At 63.5% G+C, this 24,641-nt stretch carries 20 protein-coding genes and 1 other RNA gene; 9 read left to right on the top strand and 12 right to left on the bottom strand.

Going from position 1 to position 24,641, the window contains the following annotated elements:
• Window positions 1-787 precede the first annotated feature (787 nt).
• From rny to ACQRBR_RS08420, 12 genes are all read right to left on the bottom strand, one after another.
• Window positions 788-2,347 (bottom strand): ribonuclease Y, encoded by a 1,560-nt coding sequence (rny, locus tag ACQRBR_RS08475; RefSeq protein ID WP_168934889.1) that lies wholly within the window; start codon window positions 2,345-2,347, stop codon window positions 788-790.
• A gap of 171 nt (window positions 2,348-2,518) precedes the next feature.
• Window positions 2,519-2,697, bottom strand: a non-coding RNA gene (gene ssrS, locus ACQRBR_RS08470) — 6S RNA.
• Window positions 2,698-2,714: 17 nt separating this feature from the next.
• A complete protein-coding gene (zapA, locus tag ACQRBR_RS08465) occupies window positions 2,715-2,993 on the bottom strand; it encodes a cell division protein ZapA (RefSeq protein ID WP_168934888.1) in 279 nt (92 codons plus the stop codon).
• Window positions 2,994-3,001: 8 nt separating this feature from the next.
• Window positions 3,002-3,247 carry a DUF904 domain-containing protein gene (locus ACQRBR_RS08460; RefSeq protein ID WP_081446796.1) on the bottom strand — a complete coding sequence of 82 codons (246 nt, stop codon included), beginning with the start codon at window positions 3,245-3,247 and terminating at the stop codon, window positions 3,002-3,004.
• Between the two features lie 317 nt (window positions 3,248-3,564).
• On the bottom strand, window positions 3,565-4,920 hold the full coding sequence (gene glmU / locus ACQRBR_RS08455; RefSeq protein WP_427812764.1) for a bifunctional UDP-N-acetylglucosamine diphosphorylase/glucosamine-1-phosphate N-acetyltransferase GlmU: 1,356 nt from the start codon (window positions 4,918-4,920) through the stop codon (window positions 3,565-3,567).
• Between the two features lie 391 nt (window positions 4,921-5,311).
• Window positions 5,312-7,912 (bottom strand): ATP-dependent chaperone ClpB, encoded by a 2,601-nt coding sequence (clpB, locus tag ACQRBR_RS08450; RefSeq protein ID WP_321031229.1) that lies wholly within the window; start codon window positions 7,910-7,912, stop codon window positions 5,312-5,314.
• A 216-nt stretch (window positions 7,913-8,128) separates the two neighbouring features.
• The gene (locus tag ACQRBR_RS08445) at window positions 8,129-8,431 is read right to left on the bottom strand and encodes a chaperone modulator CbpM (protein ID WP_168934885.1); all 303 of its coding nucleotides are present in this window, start codon (window positions 8,429-8,431) and stop codon (window positions 8,129-8,131) included.
• Window positions 8,432-8,446: 15 nt separating this feature from the next.
• On the bottom strand, window positions 8,447-9,370 hold the full coding sequence (locus tag ACQRBR_RS08440; protein ID WP_308598118.1) for a J domain-containing protein: 924 nt from the start codon (window positions 9,368-9,370) through the stop codon (window positions 8,447-8,449).
• A 300-nt stretch (window positions 9,371-9,670) separates the two neighbouring features.
• Complete coding sequence (gene secF, locus ACQRBR_RS08435) at window positions 9,671-10,771, bottom strand: protein translocase subunit SecF (protein WP_427812763.1); 1,101 nt, start codon at window positions 10,769-10,771, stop codon at window positions 9,671-9,673.
• Window positions 10,772-10,789: 18 nt separating this feature from the next.
• Window positions 10,790-12,370, bottom strand: coding sequence for a protein translocase subunit SecD (secD, locus tag ACQRBR_RS08430; RefSeq protein ID WP_427812762.1), 1,581 nt, complete (start codon window positions 12,368-12,370; stop codon window positions 10,790-10,792).
• A 153-nt stretch (window positions 12,371-12,523) separates the two neighbouring features.
• The gene (gene yajC / locus ACQRBR_RS08425) at window positions 12,524-12,859 is read right to left on the bottom strand and encodes a preprotein translocase subunit YajC (protein WP_006004428.1); all 336 of its coding nucleotides are present in this window, start codon (window positions 12,857-12,859) and stop codon (window positions 12,524-12,526) included.
• A gap of 487 nt (window positions 12,860-13,346) precedes the next feature.
• Entirely contained in the window at window positions 13,347-14,105 is a 759-nt protein-coding gene (locus ACQRBR_RS08420; protein WP_427812761.1) for an alpha/beta hydrolase, read from the bottom strand.
• Between the two features lie 78 nt (window positions 14,106-14,183).
• Here ACQRBR_RS08420 and ACQRBR_RS08415 point away from each other — a divergent pair, with 78 nt between their 5' ends.
• The 9 genes from ACQRBR_RS08415 (at window position 14,184) to dapA (ending at window position 24,570) form a co-directional block, all read left to right on the top strand.
• A complete protein-coding gene (locus ACQRBR_RS08415) occupies window positions 14,184-15,512 on the top strand; it encodes an amidohydrolase (protein ID WP_427812760.1) in 1,329 nt (442 codons plus the stop codon).
• 178 nt (window positions 15,513-15,690) lie between these two features.
• Window positions 15,691-15,954, top strand: coding sequence for a PxxKW family cysteine-rich protein (locus ACQRBR_RS08410; RefSeq protein ID WP_006004419.1), 264 nt, complete (start codon window positions 15,691-15,693; stop codon window positions 15,952-15,954).
• 154 nt (window positions 15,955-16,108) lie between these two features.
• Complete coding sequence (locus tag ACQRBR_RS08405) at window positions 16,109-17,371, top strand: M20 family metallo-hydrolase (protein WP_427812759.1); 1,263 nt, start codon at window positions 16,109-16,111, stop codon at window positions 17,369-17,371.
• Window positions 17,352-19,283: a tRNA uridine-5-carboxymethylaminomethyl(34) synthesis enzyme MnmG gene (gene mnmG / locus ACQRBR_RS08400; protein WP_427812758.1), complete on the top strand. Its 1,932-nt coding sequence runs from the start codon at window positions 17,352-17,354 to the stop codon at window positions 19,281-19,283. Before ACQRBR_RS08405 ends, mnmG begins: the two co-directional genes overlap by 20 nt.
• A gap of 373 nt (window positions 19,284-19,656) precedes the next feature.
• On the top strand, window positions 19,657-20,520 hold the full coding sequence (locus ACQRBR_RS08395) for a hemolysin family protein (protein ID WP_168934875.1): 864 nt from the start codon (window positions 19,657-19,659) through the stop codon (window positions 20,518-20,520).
• Window position 20,521: 1 nt separating this feature from the next.
• Entirely contained in the window at window positions 20,522-22,066 is a 1,545-nt protein-coding gene (gene lnt / locus ACQRBR_RS08390; protein ID WP_427812757.1) for an apolipoprotein N-acyltransferase, read from the top strand.
• A gap of 5 nt (window positions 22,067-22,071) precedes the next feature.
• Window positions 22,072-23,185, top strand: a protein-coding gene (gene prfB, locus ACQRBR_RS08385; protein WP_204625293.1) for a peptide chain release factor 2 whose coding sequence is annotated in 2 segments (ribosomal slippage) — window positions 22,072-22,146 and window positions 22,148-23,185 — 1,113 coding nt in all. Because the reading frame shifts where the segments join, the coding sequence is not laid out codon by codon here.
• Window positions 23,186-23,375: 190 nt separating this feature from the next.
• Entirely contained in the window at window positions 23,376-23,651 is a 276-nt protein-coding gene (locus tag ACQRBR_RS08380; protein ID WP_006004403.1) for an HU family DNA-binding protein, read from the top strand.
• Window positions 23,652-23,688: 37 nt separating this feature from the next.
• Window positions 23,689-24,570, top strand: a complete 882-nt coding sequence (dapA, locus tag ACQRBR_RS08375) for a 4-hydroxy-tetrahydrodipicolinate synthase (RefSeq protein ID WP_006004401.1) — start codon at window positions 23,689-23,691, stop codon at window positions 24,568-24,570.
• Window positions 24,571-24,641: the final 71 nt, after the last annotated feature.

The raw sequence follows: 24,641 nt of genomic DNA, 5'->3' as shown, positions 1-24,641 counted from the left end.
CCTCATTTTCAAACCCGCGTCAAGAACTTTTTTGCCATCCGGAAAAATTTCTTTTCCCGTCGTCCTTTCGGACGTGGCCAGCTCGTTGGCGCGAACGGCTTTATGCGCCTTTTCGACCCCACCGTCAAGCGTTTTCCCGCAAAAAATTTTGCAGTTTTGCTCCCTACTGACTGATTATTCAATCAACATACCGAAAAGACACAGAAAAATGTTTTGAATTTTCTTTGCAAGCTATCTGTCTCCCTCGCGTGTAAGGCCTCCCCATTGAGAGTGGAAGGAATCACAGATCTGTCTGCTTTTAACAATCTCTGCTTCCTGCCGTTTTCCCTACTTTCTCCTGTGACTCAAAAGCCAAGGGCATACGGCACTGGCCGCATGGCTTTCCCAAGAAGTTAGCTGGCCTCCAGACTTCATTGGTGTTCCAGTGCAGCGCCAGAAACAGCAGGAGATGCTTGCCCTCCCCTGCGGCCCTCGTAATCTGCTAATCCCCTCTAACAAGGACTTTCAACAGCTTTGAACGGCCAGCCTGCGAGGAAAGGCACGACAAGAATCTCTTTTGGGATTTTCACTCTGAGAAAGAAGGGATTTGTATGCTGCCGGGGAGCAGCCCTGCAGTATGGAGAGAACACAGAAACCCGGCATCCTTCCAGCAGCACAGGACAGAAGCCGCCATACCGAGGGCGAAGAGTCTCGAGCATCAGACAGCCACCAAACAGGGATTTATCCGTACAACAAAAAAGGCGGCCACCGAAGTGACCGCCCTGAATATGCACCTGTTCGCTCTGCTCTACTTGGCAAAGCCCATGGCACGGCGTTCGCGGATGACCGTCACACGGATCTGGCCCGGGTAGGTCAGATTCTTTTCGATCTTTTCCGCGATGTCCTTGCACAGCAGATAGGTGGCATCGTCATCCACATTGTCGGGATTGACCATGACACGGATCTCGCGGCCCGCCTGGATAGCGTACGCCTTGGACACGCCCTCGAAGCTGGTGGCGATGCCTTCCAGTTCTTCCAGACGTTTGACATAGTTCTCCAGCAGCTCCTTGCGGGCGCCGGGACGGGCACCGGAGATGGAGTCAGCCGCCTGCACCAGCACGGCCAGAGCCGTCGAGGGGCGCTGATCCTCATGGTGCGCGGCGATGGCATGAACAATGTCCTTGCCTTCGTTGTACTTTTTGGCGATATCGGCGCCAATGAGGGCATGAGGTCCTTCGACCTCATGGTCGACGGCCTTGCCGATATCATGCAGCAGACCGGCACGCTTGGCCTTTTTGACATCCATGCCCAGTTCCGCAGCCATCATGCCGCACAGGGCGGAGACCTCCAAGGAGTGCTGCAGCACGTTCTGGGTGAAGGACGTACGGTAGCGCAGCTGCCCCAGCAGGCGGATGATCTCGGGATGGATGCCGTGGACCCCGGCATCGAACGTGGCCTGTTCGCCCACTTCGCGCACCTGGGCATCCAGTTCCTGTTCGCATTTCTGGACGATGTCCTCAATGCGGGCGGGATGGATGCGGCCATCCTGGATCAGACGTTCCAGAGCCATCTTGGCCACCTGACGACGCAGGGGGCTGTAGGCGGACAGGATGACGGTCTCCGGCGTGTCGTCGATGATGAGGTCCACACCGGTCGCGGCTTCCAGCGCACGAATGTTGCGCCCTTCACGACCGATGATGCGTCCTTTCATGTCCTCGCTGGGCAGGGAAACCGCCGTGACGGTCTGCTCGTTGACGTAGTCACCGGCATAACGCTGGATGACGTTGCACAGGATCTCCTTGGCCTTGCGGTCGGCGGTCTCCTTGGCTTCCGTCTCGATCTGGCGGATCATCTTGGCCGATTCATGGCGGGTCTTGGCCTCCACCTCGGCAAACAGACGGGCCTTGGCTTCTTCCGCCGTCAGGCCGGCGATCTCGGAAAGACGCTGCTCTTCTTCATCGATGCGCGTCTGCAGGAACTCTTCCGACTCGGCCAGCTGGCGTTCCTTGCGGGCCAGATCCTTTTCAGCGGCGAGGAGCTCATGCTCCTTGGCGGTGGCTTTTTCCAGTTTTTCTTCCAGCCGGCCGCCCATCTCTTCAAGCTTGCGTTCACGCAGTTTGACTTCGCGCTCGCGCTCCTTGAATTCGTTTTCCAGCTCTCGCTTCTGGTTAAAAAGGTCATCCTGCCCCTGGATGAGGATTTCCTTTTTTTGCGCCTGGGCCTCCTTGCGCGCTTCTTCCACAATGCGTTTGGCCAGCTCGTCAGCATCGCCGATGCGTTTGGTGGTCACACTTTTGTGCACCAGCGCACCGACCAGCAGGCCGACCACAGCGGCCAGGGCCAGCCATACAATATCCATAAAATCCATAACCATCCTCTATAATCAACGGGAATCACCCGGGTATCATAAATGGCGGAAGCCAGCCTCCGCACGAGGTCTACTGGCGGAGGGCTGGCTTCTGACCGCAAAAACGGCATAAGGATGGCTGCAGGCAAAGACCACGCCGAAGCGTGCAAGGAGTACGGTGCAGGACAGAAAAAAATCCCCAGAGCGCCGTGTCATGACTTCGATGCAGAACCTGGTTTCCCAGGGGGGGGCCGTGTACTTTTCTACAGGCTTCCCGTAAACGGGCGTGCTCACAAAAAGCAGGGACAGCTCCCGATTTTATGCTTGTAAGGTCAGCACCGAGTCATAAATCACGCACACTCCAGGGAAATATGCTGTCATTGATGACTTAAACGGACTCTTCTTTTATCTTTGAAAGCATGGTCTCGATGCGATTCTGCACATCGTCCAGCTTTTTTTGCGATTGCAACAAATCATCCGCCAGACCAAGAGCCAGAACAGTCAGCAGAATATCTTTGTTACTCTGCATACCGTGTGACCTCAGTTTCTGGTCTGCAAACCGTTCTTCCACAAGAGCGATGGCCTCACGCACACGCTCCATATCGGCACTGTGGCGGAATGTGACCGCAGTACCAAGAACGGTAAGGTTAAAGTGTTCTTGACTCACTCGAAAACCTACTCGGCGCTTTCATGCTCCTGAATAAGTCTCAGCAGAGCATCCATGCGGTTGATGGCATCGCCCCGCACCTGCTCTTCTTTGTTCAGGTTCTCGCGCAGTTCGCGGTTTTCTTCTTCCAAAGACATCTTCGCGGCGATAGTGGCCTCAAGTTCGGAGTGAAGACGACGAGTCTCCGCCAGAAGCTGGGCTTTCTGCTCCAAAAGGGCCAGTACCTGCGTTTCAAGTTGCTCTAGTGCTTCCATGATTCTGGGTATAGCACTGCCCCATGCCGATGGCAAGGCGGCCCATGCGACAAATCACGATTTCATGCAAAGATAATCAACTGTTTTTCCTTGCCATTCAACGAAATTTCCCTTTCTGGAAAAAGAAAAAACTTTTCCTGCGCGTCAGAAAAAAAGAGGGAGGCACCGGGCCTCCCCCAAAGGATTTTTTGCCTGGAACTCTCTCGCCGGCCAGGAAGAATCAGACGGATAGAGCCTGACTGATGCCACGGCATGGCCGGGCAATCTTGCCTGCAGCAGGAAAGTTTCTGGTGGCGCTTTCCATGCTCCCCAAGGAGCTAGACGGATTTGCGCGGCAGGTTTTTCTGCCGGCCGCGGGCGATCCCCATCTCCCCATCAGGCACATCCTTGGTGATGACCGAGCCGGCCCCGATCAGCGCGCCGTCGCCCACACGCACCGGCGCCACCAGGGCCGTATTGCTGCCGATGAAGGCCTTTTCGCCGATGGTGGTCTTGAACTTGTGCTTGCCGTCATAGTTGCAGGTGATGGTGCCCGCACCGATATTGGTGCCCGCACCGATCTCGGAATCTCCCAGATAGGTCAGGTGATTGGCTTTGGCGCCCTTGCCCAAGCGGGATTTCTTGAGCTCCACAAAGTTGCCCACATGCGAGGCTTCTTCCAGCACGGCGCCGGGCCGCAGACGGGCATAGGGCCCCACCAGGGCGGCCTCGCCCACATGGGCGTCCTCGAAATGACAGAAGGAACGGATCTCCGCTCCGGCCTCGATGACGGTATCGCGCATCACGCAATGGGAGTCGATACGGGCGCCCCGACGCACCACGCTGCGGCCGTAGATCTCGCACGGGCCCGTGATCTCCGCGCCCGGCTCCACCGTGGCCAGCGGGCTGATCCGTACCAGCGCGGGCGCATGCAGCATCACGCCGGAACGCAGCATGCCGTCCACCACACGTTCACGCAAGAACTCTTCGCTGCGGGAAAGTTCCAGAGGCGAATTGACGCCCATCAGGCTCTCGTCCCGGCCGCACTGCACACCCTGCACCTTGCAGCCTTCAGCCACAGCCAGAGAAATGAGATCGGTGATGTAGTATTCGCCGCTCTTGTTGGCATTGCCGATGCGCGGCAGCAGACGGGCAGCCAGATCCAGACGCACGCAGTACATGCCCGCGTTGACCTCATGCGGTTCGGGCCCGTACAACGCGGGATCATAGTCCTTGGCCTCCACGATGGCCCGCACGCTGCCGTCGGCGGCACGCACCACCCGGCCATAGGCGGCGGGATCGTCCAGCTCGATGGTGGCAAAGGCCAGGTCGGCCCCTTCCGAGGCCTCCACGAAATGACGTACCACGTCCTCGGAGAGCAGCGGCGTATCGCCGTTGACCACCAGCACGCGCTCGCACTGCCCTTCCAGCGCGGGCATGGCCTGCATCAGCGCATGGCCCGTGCCCAGCTGCTGTTCCTGATGCACGAAGGAAGCGTCCGGGAAGGCAGCCTCCACCATGCCCGCCTGATGGCCCACCACCACCAGCACACGCCCGTCGAACACGGGGCGGACGGCTTCCAGCACGTAACGCAGCATGGGTTCGCCCAGAACGGTCTGCAATACTTTGGGTTTGTCGGAATGCATGCGGGTGCCCTTGCCCGCGGCCAGAATAAGGGCGGCTGTCTGCAACATGGTGGCTCCTTGCAAAAAAGATGGAAAGAAAATAGCCCCTCAGCCCGCAAAGGGCAAGATGATGGATACGAGGGGGAAGGGGAGGCCCTTTTGAAAAAGGCCCTTCCCTTCCCCCTCGTGCTCCCCCTTCCCTACCCGAAAACTTTTATTCTGGAGGATGGCAGACGGGATAGGGCCAGAAGCAAACACGCGGCGCAGGTCCCCCGGCAGGAAGGTTGCTATGCTGATTGTGTGACAATGCTTTGGAGGAAGCACTGACCCGTTGGAGGCATCCTAGTGGATCATACAGCCGGGCAGGATACGAAAAAGGCGGCCCCGAAGGGCCGCCTTTGCTGTGCGGGATCATCCCGGCAGGCTGGCAGGCAGCCATGCCGGAGCAGTTTTTTCAGGCTCAGGCGTTCTGGAAGACCAGTTCGCCATCGCGCACATCGATCTGGACGGCCTGACCATCCAGGATGCGGCCGCTGACCAGCTCGCGGGCCAGAGGCGTTTCCACGTACTGCTGCACGTAGCGCTTGAGCGGACGGGCGCCGTACACGGGATCGTAGGCTTCGCCGGCGATGAACTCGCGAGCGGCATCCGTGATGCCCAGCGTGATCTTGCGTTCTTCCAGACGCTTGCGCAGGCGATCCATCTGCAGGTCCACGATGCGCGTCACCTGGTCACGCCGCAGGGGCAGGAAGAGCACGGTCTCGTCCACACGGTTCAGGAATTCCGGCCGGAAGTGGCGGCGCAGCTCTTCCATCACCGCATCACGGGCGCCTTCCTTCAGGCTGCCGTCCTCGCCGATGCCGTCCAGCAGATGCGGCGAACCGATGTTGGACGTCATGATGACGATGCAGTTGCGGAAGTCCACGGTACGGCCCTGGCTGTCGGTCAGACGGCCATCGTCCAGCAGCTGCAGCAGGGTGTTGAAGACGTCGGGATGGGCCTTTTCGATCTCGTCGAACAGCACCACGGAGTACGGCTTGCGGCGCACGGCCTCGGTGAGCTGACCGCCTTCGTCATACCCCACATATCCTGGAGGCGCACCGATGAGGCGGGACACGGAGTGCTTTTCCATGTACTCGCTCATGTCCAGACGCACCATGTTGTCCTCGGTATCGAACAGGGCCTCGGCCAGGGTCTTGCACAGCTCGGTCTTGCCCACGCCCGTGGGGCCCAGGAAGATGAACGAACCCGTGGGACGCGAGGGGTCGGACAGACCGGCACGGGCACGCAGCACGGCATCGGCCACGGCCTGCACGGCTTCGTCCTGGCCCACCACACGCTTGTGCAGCTGATCGGCCAGGTGCAGCAGCTTTTCGCGTTCGGATTCCATGAGCCGGGTCACCGGGATGCCGGTCCACTTGGCCACGATCTCGGCCACGTCGTCGGGACGCACTTCTTCCTTGAGCAGGCGCGGCCCGTCGGCACCGGCGGCAGCGGAAGCATCGGCCAGCTGCTTTTCCAGGGCCAGCAAGGTGGAGTACTTGAGCTCGGCGGCCTTGTTGAGGTCATAGGCCCGTTCGGCCTGCTCGATGGCCAGCTTGGTCTGCTCGATCTTCTCCTTGATGCCGCGCACGCTGTCGATGGCATTCTTTTCCTTTTCCCACTGCTGGCGCAATTCGCCCTGCTGCACCCGCAGCTCGCCCAGTTCGCTTTCCAGCTTTTCCAGGCGGTCACGGGAGGCGGCGTCGGTCTCGCGGCGCAGGGCCTCGCGCTCGATCTCCAGCTGCATGACCTTGCGGTTCACTTCGTCCAGGTCGGACGGCAGGGAGTCGATCTCGGTGCGGATCAGGGCCGCGGCCTCGTCGATGAGGTCGATGGCCTTGTCCGGCAGCTGACGGTCCGTGATGTAGCGATGCGACAGGGTCACGGCCTCCACGATGGCGGAGTCGCTGATACGCACGCCGTGGTGGACCTCAAAGCGTTCCTTCAGGCCACGCAGGATGGAGATGGCGTCCTCCACCGTGGGCTCGTCCACCAGCACGGGCTGGAAACGGCGTTCCAGAGCCGGGTCCTTTTCGATGTACTTGCGGTACTCGTCCAGGGTGGTGGCGCCGATGCAGTGCAGTTCGCCACGGGCCAGCATGGGCTTGAGCAGGTTGCCCGCGTCCATGGAGCCTTCGGTCTTGCCAGCGCCCACGATGGTGTGCAGCTCGTCGATGAAGAGGATGATCTTGCCTTCGCTCTTCTCCACTTCATTGAGCACGGCCTTGAGGCGTTCCTCGAACTCGCCGCGGTACTTGGCACCGGCGATCAGCGCGCCCATGTCCAGGGCGTAGAGCTTGTGACCGCGCAGGCCCTCGGGCACGTCGCCCTTGACGATACGGAAGGCCAGGCCTTCCACGATGGCCGTCTTGCCCACCCCGGCCTCACCGATGAGCACGGGGTTGTTCTTGGTACGACGGGACAGGATGCGCACCACACGGCGGATCTCGGCATCACGGCCGATGACCGGGTCCATCTTGCCCTGACGGGCGGCTTCCACCAGGTCGCGGGCGTACTTGCTCAGGGCCTCCACCGTGTCTTCGGGGTTGGGACTGGTCACCCGCGCACCGGCGCGCAGGCTCTCCATGGCCTGGCCGAAGCTGGCACGGCTGATGTTGTATTCCTTGAAAACCTCGCCCAGCGGCGTGCCGGGCGCGTTCTCGGCCAGCGCGGCGAACAGATGGTCCACGCTGACGTATTCGTCCTTCATGCGCCGGGATTCGTTCTCGGCGTCGCCTAGCACCTTGGCCAGACGCTGGGTGATGGAGATGCGGTTGGGGTCCATGCCGCCGCCGGAGACGGAGGGACGCTTGCGCAGTTTTTCCTCCACGGCTACGGCCAGAGCGGCGGTCTGCACGCCCATCTGATCCAGGATGCGGGGCACGATGCCCTGTTCCTGACGGATCAGGGCCAGCGCCAGATGCTCGCTGTCGATATCCTGATGGCCCATGCCCACGGCGATGCTTTGCGCCTGGGTCACGGCCTCGCGGGCTTTTTCCGTGAATTTGTTGATGTCCATATATCCTCCACGATGCCGCTATGGACGGGGCCCGTGCGCACACGGGCCGCCCCACGGCGGAAGGTAAGCAAAATCGATTTTTTTGTGCGCGGGCTGCGCAGGCGGACGGAGGCGGGCTCCGGAGGACCCGGAGTGTCCGGGCGGCGGCGCAAGGCCGGGTGGGGTCTGCGGGCCGCCGCGACGGATCCGTATCCGCGGGCTTCCCGGCACAGGGGATCAGTCTTCCAATCCCTGCAGTTCGCGCACCTTGTGCTCCAGAGCGTCGATGCGCTCCAGAAGGTCCACGATGATGGTGCCGCCCACCACGGGCAGCTCAAAGTCGCAGCAGATGCGTTCCAGTTTGCGCACACGGTAGATGTCCGCATCCCGGAAGAACTGGTCGGAGCCTTCCGTGCGGCTTTCCAGCCAGCCCAGGGCCAGCAGCTCACGCAGCCGCTCGGGCGCGATGCCGGTGCTTGCCATGAATTCTTCGCACGCCATGACCACGGTGGTCATGTCGTCTCTGTCAGACGTGCTCATATCACAACCTCCATCCTAGCCGCGGGCCCGGAAGGACGACGTGTCCGCCAGCCGCTGCCACAGGGCCTTCTCTTCATCCGAGAGCTGCTCAGGCACCCGGATCATCACGCGGGCCAGCAGATCGCCGCGATGCTGTGCCGAACCAAGCCCCTTGCCGCGCAGGCGGAACTTGCGCCCCGAGGACGAGCCGGCGGGGATGTTCATCTCCACCTGCCCTTCCAGGGTGGGCACGGGCACACGGGCGCCCAGGGCCGCTTCCCACGGGGCCAGGATCACGTCGCATTGCAGGTTGTCGCCATCCACCTTGAACACGGCATGCGGCAGATAGCGCACCCGCAGGAACAGGTCGCCGGGCGCACCGCCGGGAGCAGGCTCGCCCTGTCCGCCCAGACGCAGCTTGGCGCCTTCGCGGATGCCGGAAGGCACGTTCACTTCCAGCGTCTTGGGGCCAAAGGCCGTCTGCAGGCTCACGCTGCGGCGGCCGCCACGGGCCACCTCTTCCAGCGTCAGAGGCAGTTCGGCCTCCACGTCACGGCCTCGACGCGGCTGCTGCTGGCGGAAACCGCCGAACGGGTCGCCGCCGAAACGGCTGCCGCGCCCGCCGAACAGGGTCTCGAAAAAATCCGAGAAGCCCGCGCCGTCGAAGTTCTGGCCATTGAAGTTGAAGTGCATATTTTCAAAGCCCGGAGCGCCCTGGAACTGCTGGCCATGCTGCCAGTTGGGGCCGAGCTGATCGTACATACGCCGCTTTTCAGGGTCTTTGAGCACTTCGTAGGCTTCGTTGATATCCTTGAATTTGTCTTCGGCCTGCTTGTTGCCCGGGTTCAGGTCCGGATGATACTTGCGGGCCAGCTTCTTGTAGGCTCTGGCGATCTCGTCCGCACCGGCGGAACGCTCCACGCCCAGAAGTTTGTAATAATCCTTGTATTCTACTGCCATGATGCTCTCCCCCAATCGGGTCTTCTTGCCAATAGGTAAGACGTCCTTGCCCGGCGTCAAGAAACCGTCACACAAAAAATTCTTCGGCGCTGCGCCAGGCCGGCCGGGGCACAGCGGCCTGCCCGGCCCCGCAGCACAAGGCCAGGTCCCAGACGGTCGGGGCCATGTCCGGCACGGGCCTTCCTGTGCAGACCGGCCGTGGTCTCGCGGCGAGGCCCGGCAGCCGGAAGGCACAAAAAAAGCCGGGAAGGACCAACGTCCCTCCCGGCCGTGAATCACCATCCGGTGTGGCTGGAGCAACTAGACGATGCCGTGCTCACCGGGCTTTTCGTACACGGGGCGCTCCTGCTGGTGCACGTAGAATTCCGTGTCGCCCAGGGCCAGCAGAACGGCCGAGGACACATAGATGGACGACGCCGTACCCACGAACACACCGATGAGCATGGTCAGGGCAAAGTCGTGGATCACGCCGCCACCCAGCAGGTACAGGGCCAGGGTTGCCACAAAGGTGGTACCACTGGTCAGGATGGTACGGGACAGGGTCTGGTTGACGCTGCGGTTGATGAGGGCGGCCAAGGGCAGCTTGGGCGCGGCACGCAGGTTTTCGCGCAGACGGTCATAGACGATGATGGTGTCGTTGAGCGAGTAACCCACCAGGGTCAGCAGGGCCGCCATGACGTTAAGGTCGATCTCCACGCCCATGAGCGACAGCAAGCCCACCGTGATGAAAACGTCATGGATGAGGCCCACCAGGGCGCCCAGAGCGAAGTTGAGCTTGAGGACAAAGCAGACCACCAGGGTGATGCCCAGGGCCACCAGCACCAGCCAGCCCATGCTCAGCCCCGTGAGGCCGGCCAGGTACATGCCGCCCCAAAGCACGGCAGCCATGGCCACACCGGCCATCCAGCGCTGTTCGAAGCGGCCGGAGATGTACACGGCGATGAGCAGGGTCGCGTAATACAGGGCGCCCAGGGCCTTGTTGGTCAGGTCGTCACCGACCTTGGGGCCCACCATCTCAAGGCGCTGGATCTCCACGTCATTGCCGGGGAAGGCCTTGGCCAGAGCGGCCAGCACGTTGGTGCGCAGCGCCGCGGCATCGGTATTCTCGGCAGAGGAGAAGCGCAGCAGGTAGTCGCGCGTGCCCTCACCGAAGCGCTGGGTGCTGATGCCCGGCAGTTCGGGCACATCCAGGCTCTTCTTCAGTACTTCGTCTTCCACAGGCTGGGCGAACTGCACCTGCACGATGACGCCGCCGGCGAAGTCGATGCCCATGCGCAGGCCATTGCCCCACAGCGCCGAGCCCAGACCCACCAGAAGCAGCAGGATCGAGATGGCGTAGGCGATATGGCGCTTGCCGATAAAATCTATCTTGGTGTCATGCTTGATGAATGCGAAAGCCATGATTCTCTCCCGGCCAGCCTAGATGCTGATGCCCTTGGGGCCGCACTTGCGCGCCCAGTATTCAAAGATGGCCCGCGACACAAAAATGGCCGTGAACATGGAGGCCACGATACCCAGCGACAGAGTGACCGCAAAACCGCGGATGGGGCCCGTACCGAACTGGTACAGGATCACCGTGGCGATGATGGTGGTCAGGTTCGAGTCGGTGATGGAAATGGTGGCGCGCTCGAAACCGGCCTTGACGGCCGCCAGGGGCGAGAGGCCCAGATGCAGTTCCTCGCGTATGCGTTCGTAGATCAGCACGTTGGCGTCCACGGCCATACCGATGGTCAGCACGATACCGGCGATGCCGGGCAGGGTCAGGGTGGCACCGAAGCCGGCCATGCCCGCCATGACGATGAGCATGGTGAAGCAGAGCATGACGTCGGCGATGACACCGCTCATGCCGTAGTAGATGGCCATAAACACGACCACAGCGGCGGCACCCACCAGAGCGGCGTTGATGCCGCTGTCGATGGATTCCTGGCCCAGGGAAGGGCCGACGGTGCGTTCTTCCAGCACCGACACGGGCGCGGGCAGCGAACCGGCACGCAGCACGATGGCCAGGTCCGTGGCCTCCTGCGTGGTGAACTGGCCGGTGATGACGGCGCGGCCACCGGCGATGCGCTGCTGGATCACAGGTGCGGAATAGACCTTGTCGTCCAGCACGATGGCCATGCGGCGGCCCACGTTTTCACCGGTGACGTTCTCGAACAGGGTGGCACCGCGGCTGTTGAAGTTCAGGCTGACGCTGGCACGGTTCTTCTCGAAGGTGGGCTGGGCATCGGCCACGTCCTCACCGGAGAGCATGGCGTCCTTTTCCACCGCGATCAGGCGCGTGGCGGTCTCGCTGCCGTCGTGGCCTTTTTCCAGCAGGGGCAGGGCCATGACGCCGCTGGGCAGCACGGCCTTGTTGGGATCCACGTCGTCACGGACAAGGTGGAATTCCAGATGGGCGGTCTGGCCCAGGATCTGCACGGCACGGCGCGGGTCGGAAAGGCCGGGCAGCTGCACCTGGATGCGGTTACCTTCCTGCTTGCGGATGTCGGGCTCGGCCACACCGAACTGGTCGATACGGTTGCGGATGGTCCGCAGGGCCTGATCCAGCGCCATGTCCTCGATACGGCTGATCTCTTCGGGACGGAACTCGGCCACATAGCGCAGACCGGCTTCCGTACGGCGGGGCTCGCCCACATTCAGCTGGGGGAAATTCTTTTGCAGGATCTCCTGCAGTTTGGCTTCATCCTCCACACGGGGCAGGGCAAATTCCAGTTTGTCATTGCCCACCACGCGGGGATGCAGCACGACGATCTTCTCGTCCTTGGCAAGGCGGCGGATATCCTGCCCGGCCAGCGCCAGCGAGTTGCTGACAGCCTTGGCCACGTCAACGCCCAGGGTCAGGTGGATGCCGCCCTTCAGGTCCAGGCCAAGGTTGATTTTTTTGGATGGTAGGACGTTTTCCAGCGCCGTCCCGATATAGGGCACGCTGGGCAACGCGTAGACAAGGCACAGGCCGAACACGAGCAGGGCCACGGCCAAGCGCGAGCGCAAACCAATCATTGGGATACCTTCCGCACTTGATGGAGATGTCCGTAAAAACGGAAAGAGGCGGCCGGCCGGAGCCAGAACCGCCCGACACGGCCCGGCGCCTCCCTGCAAACAGGGCGGCACCGGAGCCGCAACCATTACCGATTCCGAAACAAGAACGGAATGTTACTTCTTTTCTTCGGCCTTGGCTTCAGCCTTTTCGGCGCTCTTGCCGATCAGGCCGCCGATGGCGCCGCGGCTCATGCGCAGCTTGGCATCGCCACATTCGATGACCACTTCTTCTTCGCTGATTTCCATGATGCGACCGATCAGGCCGCTGCTGGTCATCACGTGGTCACCGCGCTTCAGTTCGGCCAGCATCTGCTTGTGGGCCTTGGCGCGCTTCTGCTGGGGACGGATCAGCAGGAACCAGAAGATGGCGAACATCAGGATCAGGGGAACAAACTGCATCAGCATGTCGCCGCCGCTGGGGGCGGCGCCGCCGGCCTGGGGGGTACCCATGGCGAAAGCAACGGATTCAAACAACAAGACGAACCTCCAAAGGGATGCTGTAGGCAGACCGCTTTCTATGCGGGATGCCCGGGGTAACAAATTTTCAGCGCATAAGCATATCCTGCCGCAAAAAAACTTGCAAGCCCTTCTCCTGAGCGGGAAAAACGTCCTCCGCGCGGCAGGGATGACGATAAAAAAATATGACAGTAGGAGCTCTTCGTTCAGAAAAAATCGCCGCTGCAGAGCCGATTTGAACGACCAGGGACTGAGGCAGCTTCTTTAATAGAAGGAAAGCCCGGTACCTGCGCCCCATCCCGCCCGGGAAGGTCCTGCACAGAGACGACAGGCGCAAAAGCGAAGTTCCTGCGAAGCGCCCTCCGGAAAGGATCGCCCCTCCTCTGCTCCACCCGCCTGGAGAGAAGAAAGAAGCATCCCCTTCCCCACCATTGGGGAGCAGTCCCGGTATCCCGAAAAGGCTCTTTGTACGGAACGGACCTCAGCTTTCCAGCACGGCCCGTGCGAAATTGCAGGCGATGCGCACCACCTCGTCCCGGCTTTCCCTGTGCGACAGGGGCAGATGCCCGCCGTGACGGCTGACCGTGCGCAGCACATGGGTCTCGGCCCTGCGGGACGCCGTGCAGATCCATTCCACGGCATTGCGGCGCGGGCAGCTGCTGTCATGCCAGAGCTGGGCGTAACAAACCGGGACATCGCAGGCGGGCAGCAGGGCCCGCAGCCGGGGCTGCTCATGGGCGATCTCGGCCATATGCCGCCAGCAGACCACCCGCTCGTGTCCCTGCCAGGGCGCGGTCTCCCGGGCGGCCTCACTGCGCGGGGAGCAGATCTCCACAGGCTGGCGCCAGGCTTTCCAGGCCAGCCGCCAGCGCAGGGCCCGTTCGCCCAGACGGCCGGGGCGGGACGACCAGTAGAGCGGCGCGGCGAAGACCAGCAGGCAGCGGGGCGCGGGCAGGCCTTTCTCCCGGGCCCAGAAAAGCGTATCCAGAGCCAGCAGGCCGCCCAGGGAGTAGCCCGCCAGCAGGGGCGGCTCCGGGCTTTGGCCCGCAAGGGCGGCGTAGGCCTCATGGGCCGCCGCGCTCCACTGGTTCCAGTGGCTGTGCACAAACGCCTCCCAGCCGGTGCCATGCCCCGGCAGACAGGGCGCATGGCACGCCACGCCCATCGTCGCCAGCCCTTGCGCCAGCGAATCCATATCAGCGGGCCCTCCCCCCAGACCGTGCAGCAGCAGCGCGTCCATTCTTGCCCTCCCCGAAGCATGAGGATACAACTACGCCTGTTTTTCCCGTCCGCAGACCTTAACCCGTCAGGAGCATCCATGCAAACCTGCGACACGCTTCTCCACGCCGGTGTCCTGCTGACCCAGGACGATGACCGGCGCGTCCTCGAAAACGCCGCCCTGGCCATTGATGGCGGGCGCATCGTCGCCCTGGGCTACAGCCAGGATGTGACAGCCGCATGGCAGGCACGTGAAATCCTCGACCTTTCCGGCATGCTCGTCATGCCCGGCCTTGTCAACGCCCACACCCACGCGGCTATGACCTTCCTGAGGGGCCTGGCCGACGACATGCCGCTCATGGACTGGCTGCAGCAGAAGATCTTTCCCGTGGAGCAGGGCCTGACGCCCGATCTGGTGCGCCTGGGCAGCCTGCTGGGCTTTGCCGAGATGCTGCGCACCGGGACCACGTCCTGCGTGGATATGTACATCTTCGAAGCCGCCGTGCTGGAAGCGGCGGACAAGGCCGGTCTGCGCTGCCTGGCCGGTGAGGGCGTGTTCAATTTCCCCTCGGCCTGCTGCCCGGATGCCGACGCGGCCCTGGCCTGCACCCGGGAGATGGCGCAGCGCTGGGCCGGTCATGACCGTCTGCATGTGGCCGTCATGCCCCACAGCGTCTACACCACTACGGCGGCGCAGCTCACGGCCTGCCGCGAACTGGCCGACGAGATGGGTCTGCCGCTGCATATCCATCTGGCCGAGACCCGTCAGGAAACGGCCCTGAGCCTGGAACAGCACGGCCTGCGTCCCGTGGCCCATGCCGACCGCCTGGGCTTGCTGCGTCCCGGGACCATCCTGGCCCATGTGGTGGACGTGGATGCTGACGAGATCGCCCTGCTGGCCCGCCGCGGCGTGAGCGTGGTCCACAATCCCTCGTCCAACATGAAGCTGGCCTCCGGGGTGGCCCCGGTGCCCGCCATGCTGGATGCCGGCGTACGGCTGGCCCTGGGCAGCGACGGCGCCGCCAGCAACAACCGCCTCAACATGTTCACGGAGATGGGCCGTGCCGCCCTGCTGCACAAGGCGGCGGGCGATCCCGAGACCATGCCCGCCCGGACCGTGCTCGACATGGCCACCCGCGGCGGTGCGGCGGCCATGGCCAGTGACGGCGGTGTCCTTGCCGTGGGACGTCCCGCGGACTGCATCGCGCTGGATCTTTCCGCGCCCAACATGCAACCCCTGTTCAACGCGGCCTCCCACGCCGTCTATGCGGCCACGGGCATGGAAGTGGCCCTGACCATGGTGGCGGGCGAAGTCCTGTATCGTGACGGCCGCTTCACCCGCTTTGACTACCCGGCCCTGTGCGCGGAAGTGCGCGAGATGCGGCGCTTCGTCCTGCGCCGTCTGGGCCTGCCCGAACAGGTGGCCTGAGCCGGAGCCCTTCCCGTCACGGCCGCGCCTGCCGGGGCCGGAACGGCCCCCTTGCGGCAACGGAAAAGCCGTCCGGGCGGGGTTCCCTTGCACGGGGGGACTTGACACCATTGTTTTTTGGTCTATAGTGCCCCATTCAGACTGAAACGAAAGCGCTTCGGCGCATGGAGGTATCGTTATGGCTGCTCTGCTTAATGCCGTGAAAACCGCCGAAGGCGTGGTTGTGAACGGTTTTGTGGTTTCCCCCATCATTGACAAGTGCGAAGGCTGTGACCGCATTCGCGAGTTTGAAGGCGAAAACTTCTGCTCCAGCTACGCCAGCCCCGCCAGCAAGTGGTCCGGTGGCCGCTGCAACTTCGCTACCCATGTGAAGGTGCAGGTCGCCGCCGCTGCCAAGGTCAACCCCCTGAAGGCGTCCAAGCGCGCCGCCAAGGGTCGCTAGACCATACGCGGCATGCGGGACGCGCCCGGCGCGAACATCCCGCACCGATTGCAATTTTCTGGCACATTGCACAGGGGAGGCTGTCGCGACAGCCTCCCTTTTGTCATTTGTCCGCAGGGTCCTCCAGGCCCGGGCGGCTTCAAGGAAAAACAGCATGAACACAAGTTCGCAGGACAGCGCCCTGTCCCCCCTCCTGCGCTGGCTGGATCAGCGCCAGGACCGTGTGGCGACCCTTCAGGGCGACCTGACCGCCTTCCGTGCCCTGGGCCCGGAAAACGGCGGCGAGGGCGAGCTGGCCAAGGCCCTGTATATCGAAGACTGCCTGCGCGCCTGCGGGGTGAGCGACATCCGCCGTCTGGATGCCGCCGATCCGCGCGTGCACTCCGGGCTGCGCCCCAACGTGGTGGCCCGCATCCCCGGCCGTTCCTCCCGGACGCTCTGGCTTTTTGCCCACATGGACGTGGTACCGCCCGGTGACCCGGCCCTGTGGCATTCCGATCCCTGGCAGGTGGTCCGGCAGGGCGACATGCTCGTCGGGCGCGGTGTGGAGGACAACCAGCAGGGCCTGGTGAGCATGCTGCTGCTGGCCGAAGCCCTGCATGCCTGCGACATCACCCCCGAACTCAGCCTGGGCCTGGTGTTCATGGCCGACGAGGAATGCGGCAACGACTACGGCCTGGCCCATGTGCTGGAACGCCACGCCGCTCTGCCCGAAGAGCAGCGTTTCCTGCGTGCCGATGATTTCTACATCGTGCCGGACTCCGGTTCCCCCACGGGCGCAGACATCGAAGTGGCCGAAAAGTGCCTGTGCTGGCTCAAGGTCGACGTCAGCGGCGTGCAGTGCCATGCCTCCACGCCCCACAAGGGCCGCAACGCCTTCGTGGCCGGAGCCGCCGCCGTGCTGGCCTGCATGGAGCTGCACAAGGATTTCCCCCGTCGCGACGCCCTGTTCGACCCGGCCTGCTCCACCTTCGTGCCCAGCCGTCACGATGCCAACGTGCCCAGCGTCAACATCCTGCCCGGGCATGACACTTTTTATGTGGACTGCCGTTTGCTGCCCGGCGTGGAGCCCGAACATGTGCTGGACGCCGCCCGCCGTCGCCTGACGGCCGTGGCCGAACATCACGGGGTGCGCATCGACGTGGCCATCGAGCACTGCCAGCGCGCCTCGGAAACGGCTGCGGACAGCCCCGTGGTCGCGGCCCTGCGCCGTGCCGTCACGGACATCTATCAGGTGGAGGCCCGTCCCGTGGGCATCGGCGGCGCCACCGTGGCCGCCCTGCTGCGCCAGCAGGGCCTGCCCGCCGCCGTGTGGAGCTGCATCGACAGCACCTGCCACCAGCCCGACGAACATTCTTCCATCACCGCCACCCTCAAGGACGCCCAGGTGTTTGCCCATGTGCTCATGCAGCGCTGAGAACCGTTTTGACTGTATCGTGACAGGCGGCGGCCATGCCGGTTCCGAAGCCGCCGTGGCCCTGGCCCGTCTGGGCCTGAGCGTGCTGCTGATCTCCGGCAATGTGGACCGTCTGGGCTACCTGTCCTGCAACCCTGCCATCGGTGGCCTGGCCAAGGGCCACATGGTGCGCGAGATCGACGCCCTGGGCGGTATGATGGGCCTGTGGGCCGATGCCGGGGGCATCCAGTTCCGCACCCTCAACATGAGCAAGGGCCCGGCCGTGCGCGCCACCCGCGCCCAGATCGACCGCGAGGCCTATCAGAAGGTCCTCAAGAAGACCCTGTTCTCCACGCCCGGCCTGCGCATCTGGCAGGATTCCGTGACCGAGGTGCTGGAAGAGAACGGTCATGCCTCCGGCGTGCGCACGGCCCAGGGACTGACCTTCCATGCCCGGCATGTGCTGCTCACCACCGGCACGTTCCTGGCCGGCCTCATCCACATCGGCCTCACGCATCTGCCCGGCGGCCGTCTGGGTGATGCCCCGGCCACGGGCCTTTCCGACAGCCTGCGTCGTCTGGGCCTCACGCTGGGCCGTCTCAAGACCGGCACCACGCCGCGCCTGCTGCGGGCGTCCATCGACTTTTCCAAGCTGGAGGAACAGCCCGGCGATACCCCGCCGCCGCGCTTCAGCTTCCGTGGTCCCGGCCCGGTGCTGCCGCAGGTGCCCTGCCACATCACCTGGACCAACGAGGCCGCCCATGCGGCCATCCGTTCCGGCTTCGACCGCTCGCCCCTGTTCACCGGGGTCATCCAGGGCACGGGCGCCCGCTACTGCCCCTCCATCGAGGACAAGGTGGCGCGCTTCCCCGAGCGCGAACGGCACCAGATCTTCCTGGAGCCCGAAGGCCTGGACAGCCCGGAGGTCTACGCCAACGGCATCTCCACCAGCCTGCCGCTGGACGTGCAGCAGGCCATGATCCACGCCATCCCCGGTCTGGAACATGCCGTCATGGTGCGTCCCGGCTATGCCATCGAATATGACTACGCCAACCCGGTGCAGCTGCACGGCACGCTGGAGACCAAGGCCCTGCCCGGTCTGTGGCTGGCGGGCCAGATCAACGGCACCTCCGGTTACGAAGAGGCCGCGGCCCAGGGACTGTGGGCGGCCCTGAACATCGCCTGCCGGGAGAAGGAGCTCGATCCCTTCGTGCCCGGACGCGACTCCTCGTACATGGCCGTGCTGGTGGACGACCTGGTCACCTCCGGCACCGAGGAGCCCTACCGCATGTTCACCTCGCGGGCGGAGCATCGTCTGCTGCTGCGCGAGGACAATGCCGACGTGCGCCTGACCCCGCTGGGCCGCAAGATCGGTCTGGTGGGCGAGGAGCAGTGGCGTCTCTTCAACGACAAGATGGAACACGGCCATGCGGTGCGCCGCCTGCTGCAGCAGGTGCGCGTCCAGCTGACCGACGGCGACGAAGCGGCGCAGACCGCTCCGGCATCTCCCGAAGAGACGGAACTGCGTACCGCGCTGCGCGGCCGGACGCTGGAAGAGGCCCTGCGCCGTCCCGACATGGATCTGGAACGTCTGGCCCGCATCTCGGCCCCATTGTCCGAGGCCCTGGCCGATCGCGACCTGCGCGATCTGGAGACCGTCCAGGTGGACGTCAAATACGCGGGCTATCTGGAGCGTCAGCGCGAGCTCATCGCCCGTGCCGCGCGTCTGGAATCCGTGGAGCTGCCCGCCGATCTGGATTACCGGCAAGTGGCGGGCCTTTCCCGCGAGGTGGAAGAAAAACTGGACCGCGTGCGGCCCCGCAACCTCGGCCAGGCCGGACGCATCTCCGGCGTGACTCCGGCGGCCGTAGGCTGTCTGGAGATCCACCTGCACAAGCTGGGCCTGCTACGCGGCAAGCGGCAGTCCCTCTGATGTCTTTCCCGGGACCTGCGGCCCAGCCGCGGGTCCCCTTTTTGTGCCGCGCATCTTTGCCTGACAAAAGGAGGATGCGCTGTTGACGTTGGGGAATGTTCCCCGTTATCCTGAGAGGACGGGTGCCTTTTGTACGCGTGAGCCTTGAGGCCACGCTGCGCACACGGCGGCAGACCGCGTTTTCCTGCCCCGGACGCGGCATCCGCTCCTGCGTCCGCCCGGACGTATCCACGACAAGGTTGCACATCCCGCCGCCTTCGTGGGCTGCGTTCCCGGCGACGTCCCCCTCACCCCAGCCCGTGCCCCGGCACGGCAACATGCCTTTGCCCGGCGCCGGTGCGGCGCGCAGGCAAAGCCCTTCTAGGAGGCTGTTTTGGACGGTGGTTCCGACTGTCATAGTAGCAATGGCACCATCTGGTCGCGTCTGACCCGCTTTTTCGGACGCGAAGACGATGAATCCCTGGAAAAAGCCATCATCGAAGCCCGCGCCGACGGCGAAGTGGAGCCCGACGAGGAGTCCATGCTCCTGGGCATCCTGCGCTTCAACGACCTGCAGGTGCAGGACACCATGACGCCCCGCACCGACATCGACTGTGTCCCCGAAGACATGCTCCTGCCCGAAGTGGCCAGGGTCATCGTGGAGTCGGGCCATTCCCGCATCCCTGTCTTCCGCGACACCCGAGACAACATGGTCGGCATGCTCCACGCCAAGGATATCCTGAGCTGCCTGCTGGACCCCAAGATGGCTGACCAGCCTGCCAGTGCCATCATGCGCGAACCGTTCTTCGTGCCCGAGACCAAGCCCATCCGCAACCTCCTGCAGGAATTCCGCGCCAGCAAGCAGCACATCGCCATCGCGCTGGATGAATACGGCGGCACCTCGGGCCTGATCACCATCGAAGACCTGCTGGAAGAGATCGTGGGCGACATCGAGGACGAACACGACGCTCCCCGCGAGGAAGACATCCGTCCCCTGGGGGCCCATGTCTATGAACTCACGGGCCGTGCCCTGCTGGAAGACCTTGAAGAACTGGGCGTGGACCTCAGCTCCGACGAAGTAGACACCATCGGCGGCTACCTGAGCATGGAAGCCGGCCATGTGCCCGCTCCCGGCGAGGTCTTCATCCTGCGCGGCTGGCGCTTCGAAGTGCTGGATGCGGACAAGAAGCTCATCCGCCACCTGCGCATGGAACCGGCCCGGGAAAACACGCCCGACGCCTCTGAAACGGAAGACTGAAATGCGTGACGCCTGGTTGCGTTCCTCCCCCCTGGGCCTCGGCCTGGCGGGGGCTGCCGCGTTGTGGCTGGCGTTCCCCAACGGCTGGATCTCCCTGCCGCCGCTGGCCTTGCTGCTGCCCCTGTGCCTGGCCCTGCTGGGCGATTCGGCGCCCTCGGCGGGCGCGGCCCTGCGTCGCGGCTGGCTGAGCTCCATCGTGGGCATGGCGGCCGTGCTCTATTGGCTGACCATCCCCATGGCCACCGTGGGCAACCTGCCCATGGCCCTGGCGGCAGTCTGTGCCGTGTTGGTGGCCACCTGTCTGGCCAGCGCCGGCGGCTTGTTCAGCCTGCTGGCCCATGCCCTGCGCGGGCGCGGCCCGCTGGCACAGGCCTGGCTGCTGGGCCTTGCCTGGTATTTTCTGGAATACGTCTACGCGCTGGTGGCGGGTTTTCCCTGGCTGCCCCTGGGGGGCGCCTTGGCGGCCTGGCCCCTGTGGATACAGGCTGCCGACGTGACGGGCGCCTATCTGCTGGCCGGCCTGTGGGTCACGGTGATCCTTTGCCTGCGGCACTGGCGCCGGCCTGCCTGCGTGTGCACCGGGCTGCTGCTGGCCGCCCTGCTGCTGGGCTACGGTGCCTGGCGCCTGCACACCACGCCGCTGGAGGACGATCCCCGCGGTGAGGACAGCGTGGCCGTCCTTTTTGCCGAAGGCAACATCGACCAGAACCAGAAGTGGGTGCCTGCCTACCAGCGCCGCACGGTGGAGACCTATCTGCGCCTGACACAGGCGGAGCTGGCGCGCCATCCCGGCGAAAAGCCCCTCATCGTCTGGCCCGAAACGGCCCTGCCCTTCAATTTCGACAACAACGGCATCCTGTCCACACTGGTGCGCAATCTGGCCCGCCAGGCCCAGAGCCCCCTGCTGACCGGCGTGCCCGGCTTCCAGTATGATGCGGCAGGCAACCTGCAGGTCTTCAACCGAGCCCTGCTCCTCGATCCCTCGGGCAACACGGCGGGCCATTATGACAAGGAACATCTCGTGCCCTTCGGCGAATATGTGCCGGAGTGGCTCAACTGGAACTTCCTTGCCGACCTGCTCCAGGAAGTGGGCGTCTATACCCCCGGCCGCTCCGCCGCGCCCCTGGTGCACGAAGACCTTCGCCTGGGCATGCTCATCTGCTACGAGGCCGTCTTCCCCTGGCTGGCGCAGGCCCGCGTGGAGCACGGCGCCAACGTGCTGGTGGACATCAGCAACGACGGCTGGTTCGGCCGCTCGCCAGCGGCGCTCCAGCATCTGTACCTCGCCTCCCTGCGCGCCGTGGAACAGGGGCGCTGGCTGCTGCGGGGCACCAATACCGGCATCTCCGCCATCATCGACGCCCGTGGCCGCGTGACCGTCCGCGGGGGCCAGTTCGAAGAAAATACCCTCTGGGGGCGTGTGCGCCTGCAACAGGGGGCCACCATCTATCACAAGCTTGGGCTCTGGCTGCCGCTGGCCGCCGGACTGCTCTGGCTCGGCATTTTTTGGGGCACGCGTCGCCCCTCACCTTCAACCCCTCGATAGTTCTCATGTTGCAACTCAGTGATCTTCGTGCCCGTTGCCAGCCCCTCGACCAGCGTTTCGACAACCTTTGGGGGCGTCTTTGACGTCGCGGCCAGCGAACAGCGTCTTGCCGCCATCGAAACGGAACTTTCCCGCCCCAATGCCTGGGATAATCCTGAGGCCCTGACCCCCCTGCTGCGCGAAAAGCGCCAGCTGGAGGATGAGGTCTCCCGCCTCAATGCCCTCAAGACCTGCCATGACGACATGCACGAGTGGCTGGAACTGGCTGTGGAAAGCGGCGAGGACGAGGCCCTGGAATCCCTGGCGAAACAGCAGGACAGCCTGGACGCCCTGCTGGACGAGACGGAACTGGTCATGCTGCTTTCCGGCGAGGAGGACAACCAGGACGCCATCCTGGAGATCCACCCCGGTGCGGGCGGCACGGAATCCCAGGACTGGGCGGAGATGCTGCTGCGCATGTACACCCGCTGGGCTGCCCGGCGCCACTTCACCGTGGAGGAGCTGGACTATCTTCCCGGTGATGAAGCCGGCATCAAGAGCGTGACCCTGCGCATCTCGGGCCCGCACGCCTTCGGCTTCCTGAAGAGCGAACGCGGCATCCACCGCCTGATCCGCATCTCGCCCTTCGATGCTTCCGGCCGCCGCCATACGTCCTTCGCCTCCGTGGACGTCATGCCCGACGTGGGCGACGACATCCAGCTGGACATCAAGGAAACGGATCTGCGCTTCGATACCTTCCGCTCCAGCGGCCCCGGCGGCCAGAGCGTGAACACCACCAGCTCCGCCGTGCGCGTGACCCACATCCCCACGGGCATCTCGGCCCAGTGCCAGAACGAGAAGTCCCAGCACCACAACAAGGAAGCGGCCCTGTGCATCCTCAAGGCCCGTCTGTACAACCTTGAGCTGCAAAAGCGCGAAGCCGAGCGCGCCGCCCAGTATGCGGGCAAGGACGCCATCGCCTTCGGCAGCCAGATCCGCACCTATACCCTCCAGCCGTACCGTCTGGTCAAGGACCACCGGACCAACAGCGAATGCGGCGACGTGGAAGCCGTCCTGGATGGCCAGATCGACCAGTTCCAGCACGACTACCTGCTCTACAGGCACGAACAGCAGCGCTAAGAGCGTCTTCACGGCCCGGAAAGGTGCGCCTGCCCCGCAAAACAGGCATGCTCCGCACTTTTCCGGGCATATTTCCCTGCCATTTTCTGCCCTGCAACTTTACCTCGTCCGGCAAAAAGGATAGGATTCCTTATCATAACGACTGGCATCCTTTTTACCCACGCTCTCCTTTCACCGACGAGGAGGAACGATGAACAAGAGCGAACTCATCAAGGCCTTGGCAGAAGAAAGCAATCTTCCGTTCGATGATGCGTCCTTGGTGGTGAACACTTTCATTGATGCGATGAAGGATTCGCTCATCGCTGGCGACCGTATCGAGATCAGGGGATTCGGGAGCTTCAAGATCAAGGAATACAGCGGCTATGCCGGACGTAATCCCAAAACCGGCGAAAGCGTCTCCGTCGTGCCCAAACGCCTGCCCTTCTTCCGTGCCGGGAAGGAGCTCAAGGAATATATCAACCAGTAACCGCAGTCCCATTTAGCTCAGTTCCAAGGAGTGGACCATGCAATTTTTCGGTGCCCTGACCGCCCTCGTCACGCCGTTCAAAAACGGCGCCGTTGATGAAGCCGCCTATCGCGAATTCATTGAATTCCAGATCAGTGAGGGAATCCACGGCCTTGTGCCTTGCGGCACCACCGGCGAATCGGCCACGCTCTCCCACGAAGAGCATGAACGTGTCATCGAGATCTGTATCGACCAGGTCAAGGGACGTGTGCCCGTCCTGGCCGGTGCCGGTTCCAACAATACCATCGAAGCCATCCGCCTGACCCGCTTCGCCCAGAAGGCCGGGGCCGACGGTGCGCTGTTGATCACCCCCTACTACAACAAGCCCACCCAGGAAGGTCTGTATCGTCACTTCAAAGCCATCGCCGAAGCTGTCGACATGCCTCTGGTCCCCTACAACGTTCCTGGCCGTACCGGCACCAACCTGCTGCCTGCCACCCTCAGCCGTCTGGCCCATGAGTTCCCCAATATCGTGGGCGTGAAGGAAGCCACCGGCGACATGAGTCAGTGCAGCCTGATCATGGAACAGTGCCCCAAGGGCTTCAGCCTGCTTTCCGGTGACGACTTCACCGCCCTGCCTCTGATGTCCATCGGCGGCAGCGGCGTCATCTCCGTGACCTCCAATATCGTCCCCGGCAAGGTGGCTGCCATGTACAATGCCTTCGCCAAGGGCGATATCGCCACCGCCATGGGCATCCACCATGACCTCTTCGTCCTGCATCAGGCCATGTTCATGGAAAGCAACCCCATCCCGGTCAAGACCGCCCTGGCTCTCATGGGCCGCATGACCGACGAGATGCGTCTGCCGCTCTGTCCGCTGACCGACGAACATCTGGAACGCCTCAAGGGCGTTCTGGCTTCCAAGGGACTGCTTGCCTAATCCGGCACATCGTCTTGCAAGCCCCGCTCCGGCGGGGCTTTTTTCATGTCCTGCGTCCGGCCTCCGATCGG

Origin of the sequence: Desulfovibrio sp. SGI.133 (genome assembly GCF_050313955.1) — a bacterium.
GTDB lineage: Bacteria > Desulfobacterota > Desulfovibrionia > Desulfovibrionales > Desulfovibrionaceae > Desulfovibrio.
The sequence above is the reverse complement of the archived record's forward strand: the minus strand, read 5'-3'. Positions and strand labels throughout refer to the sequence as shown.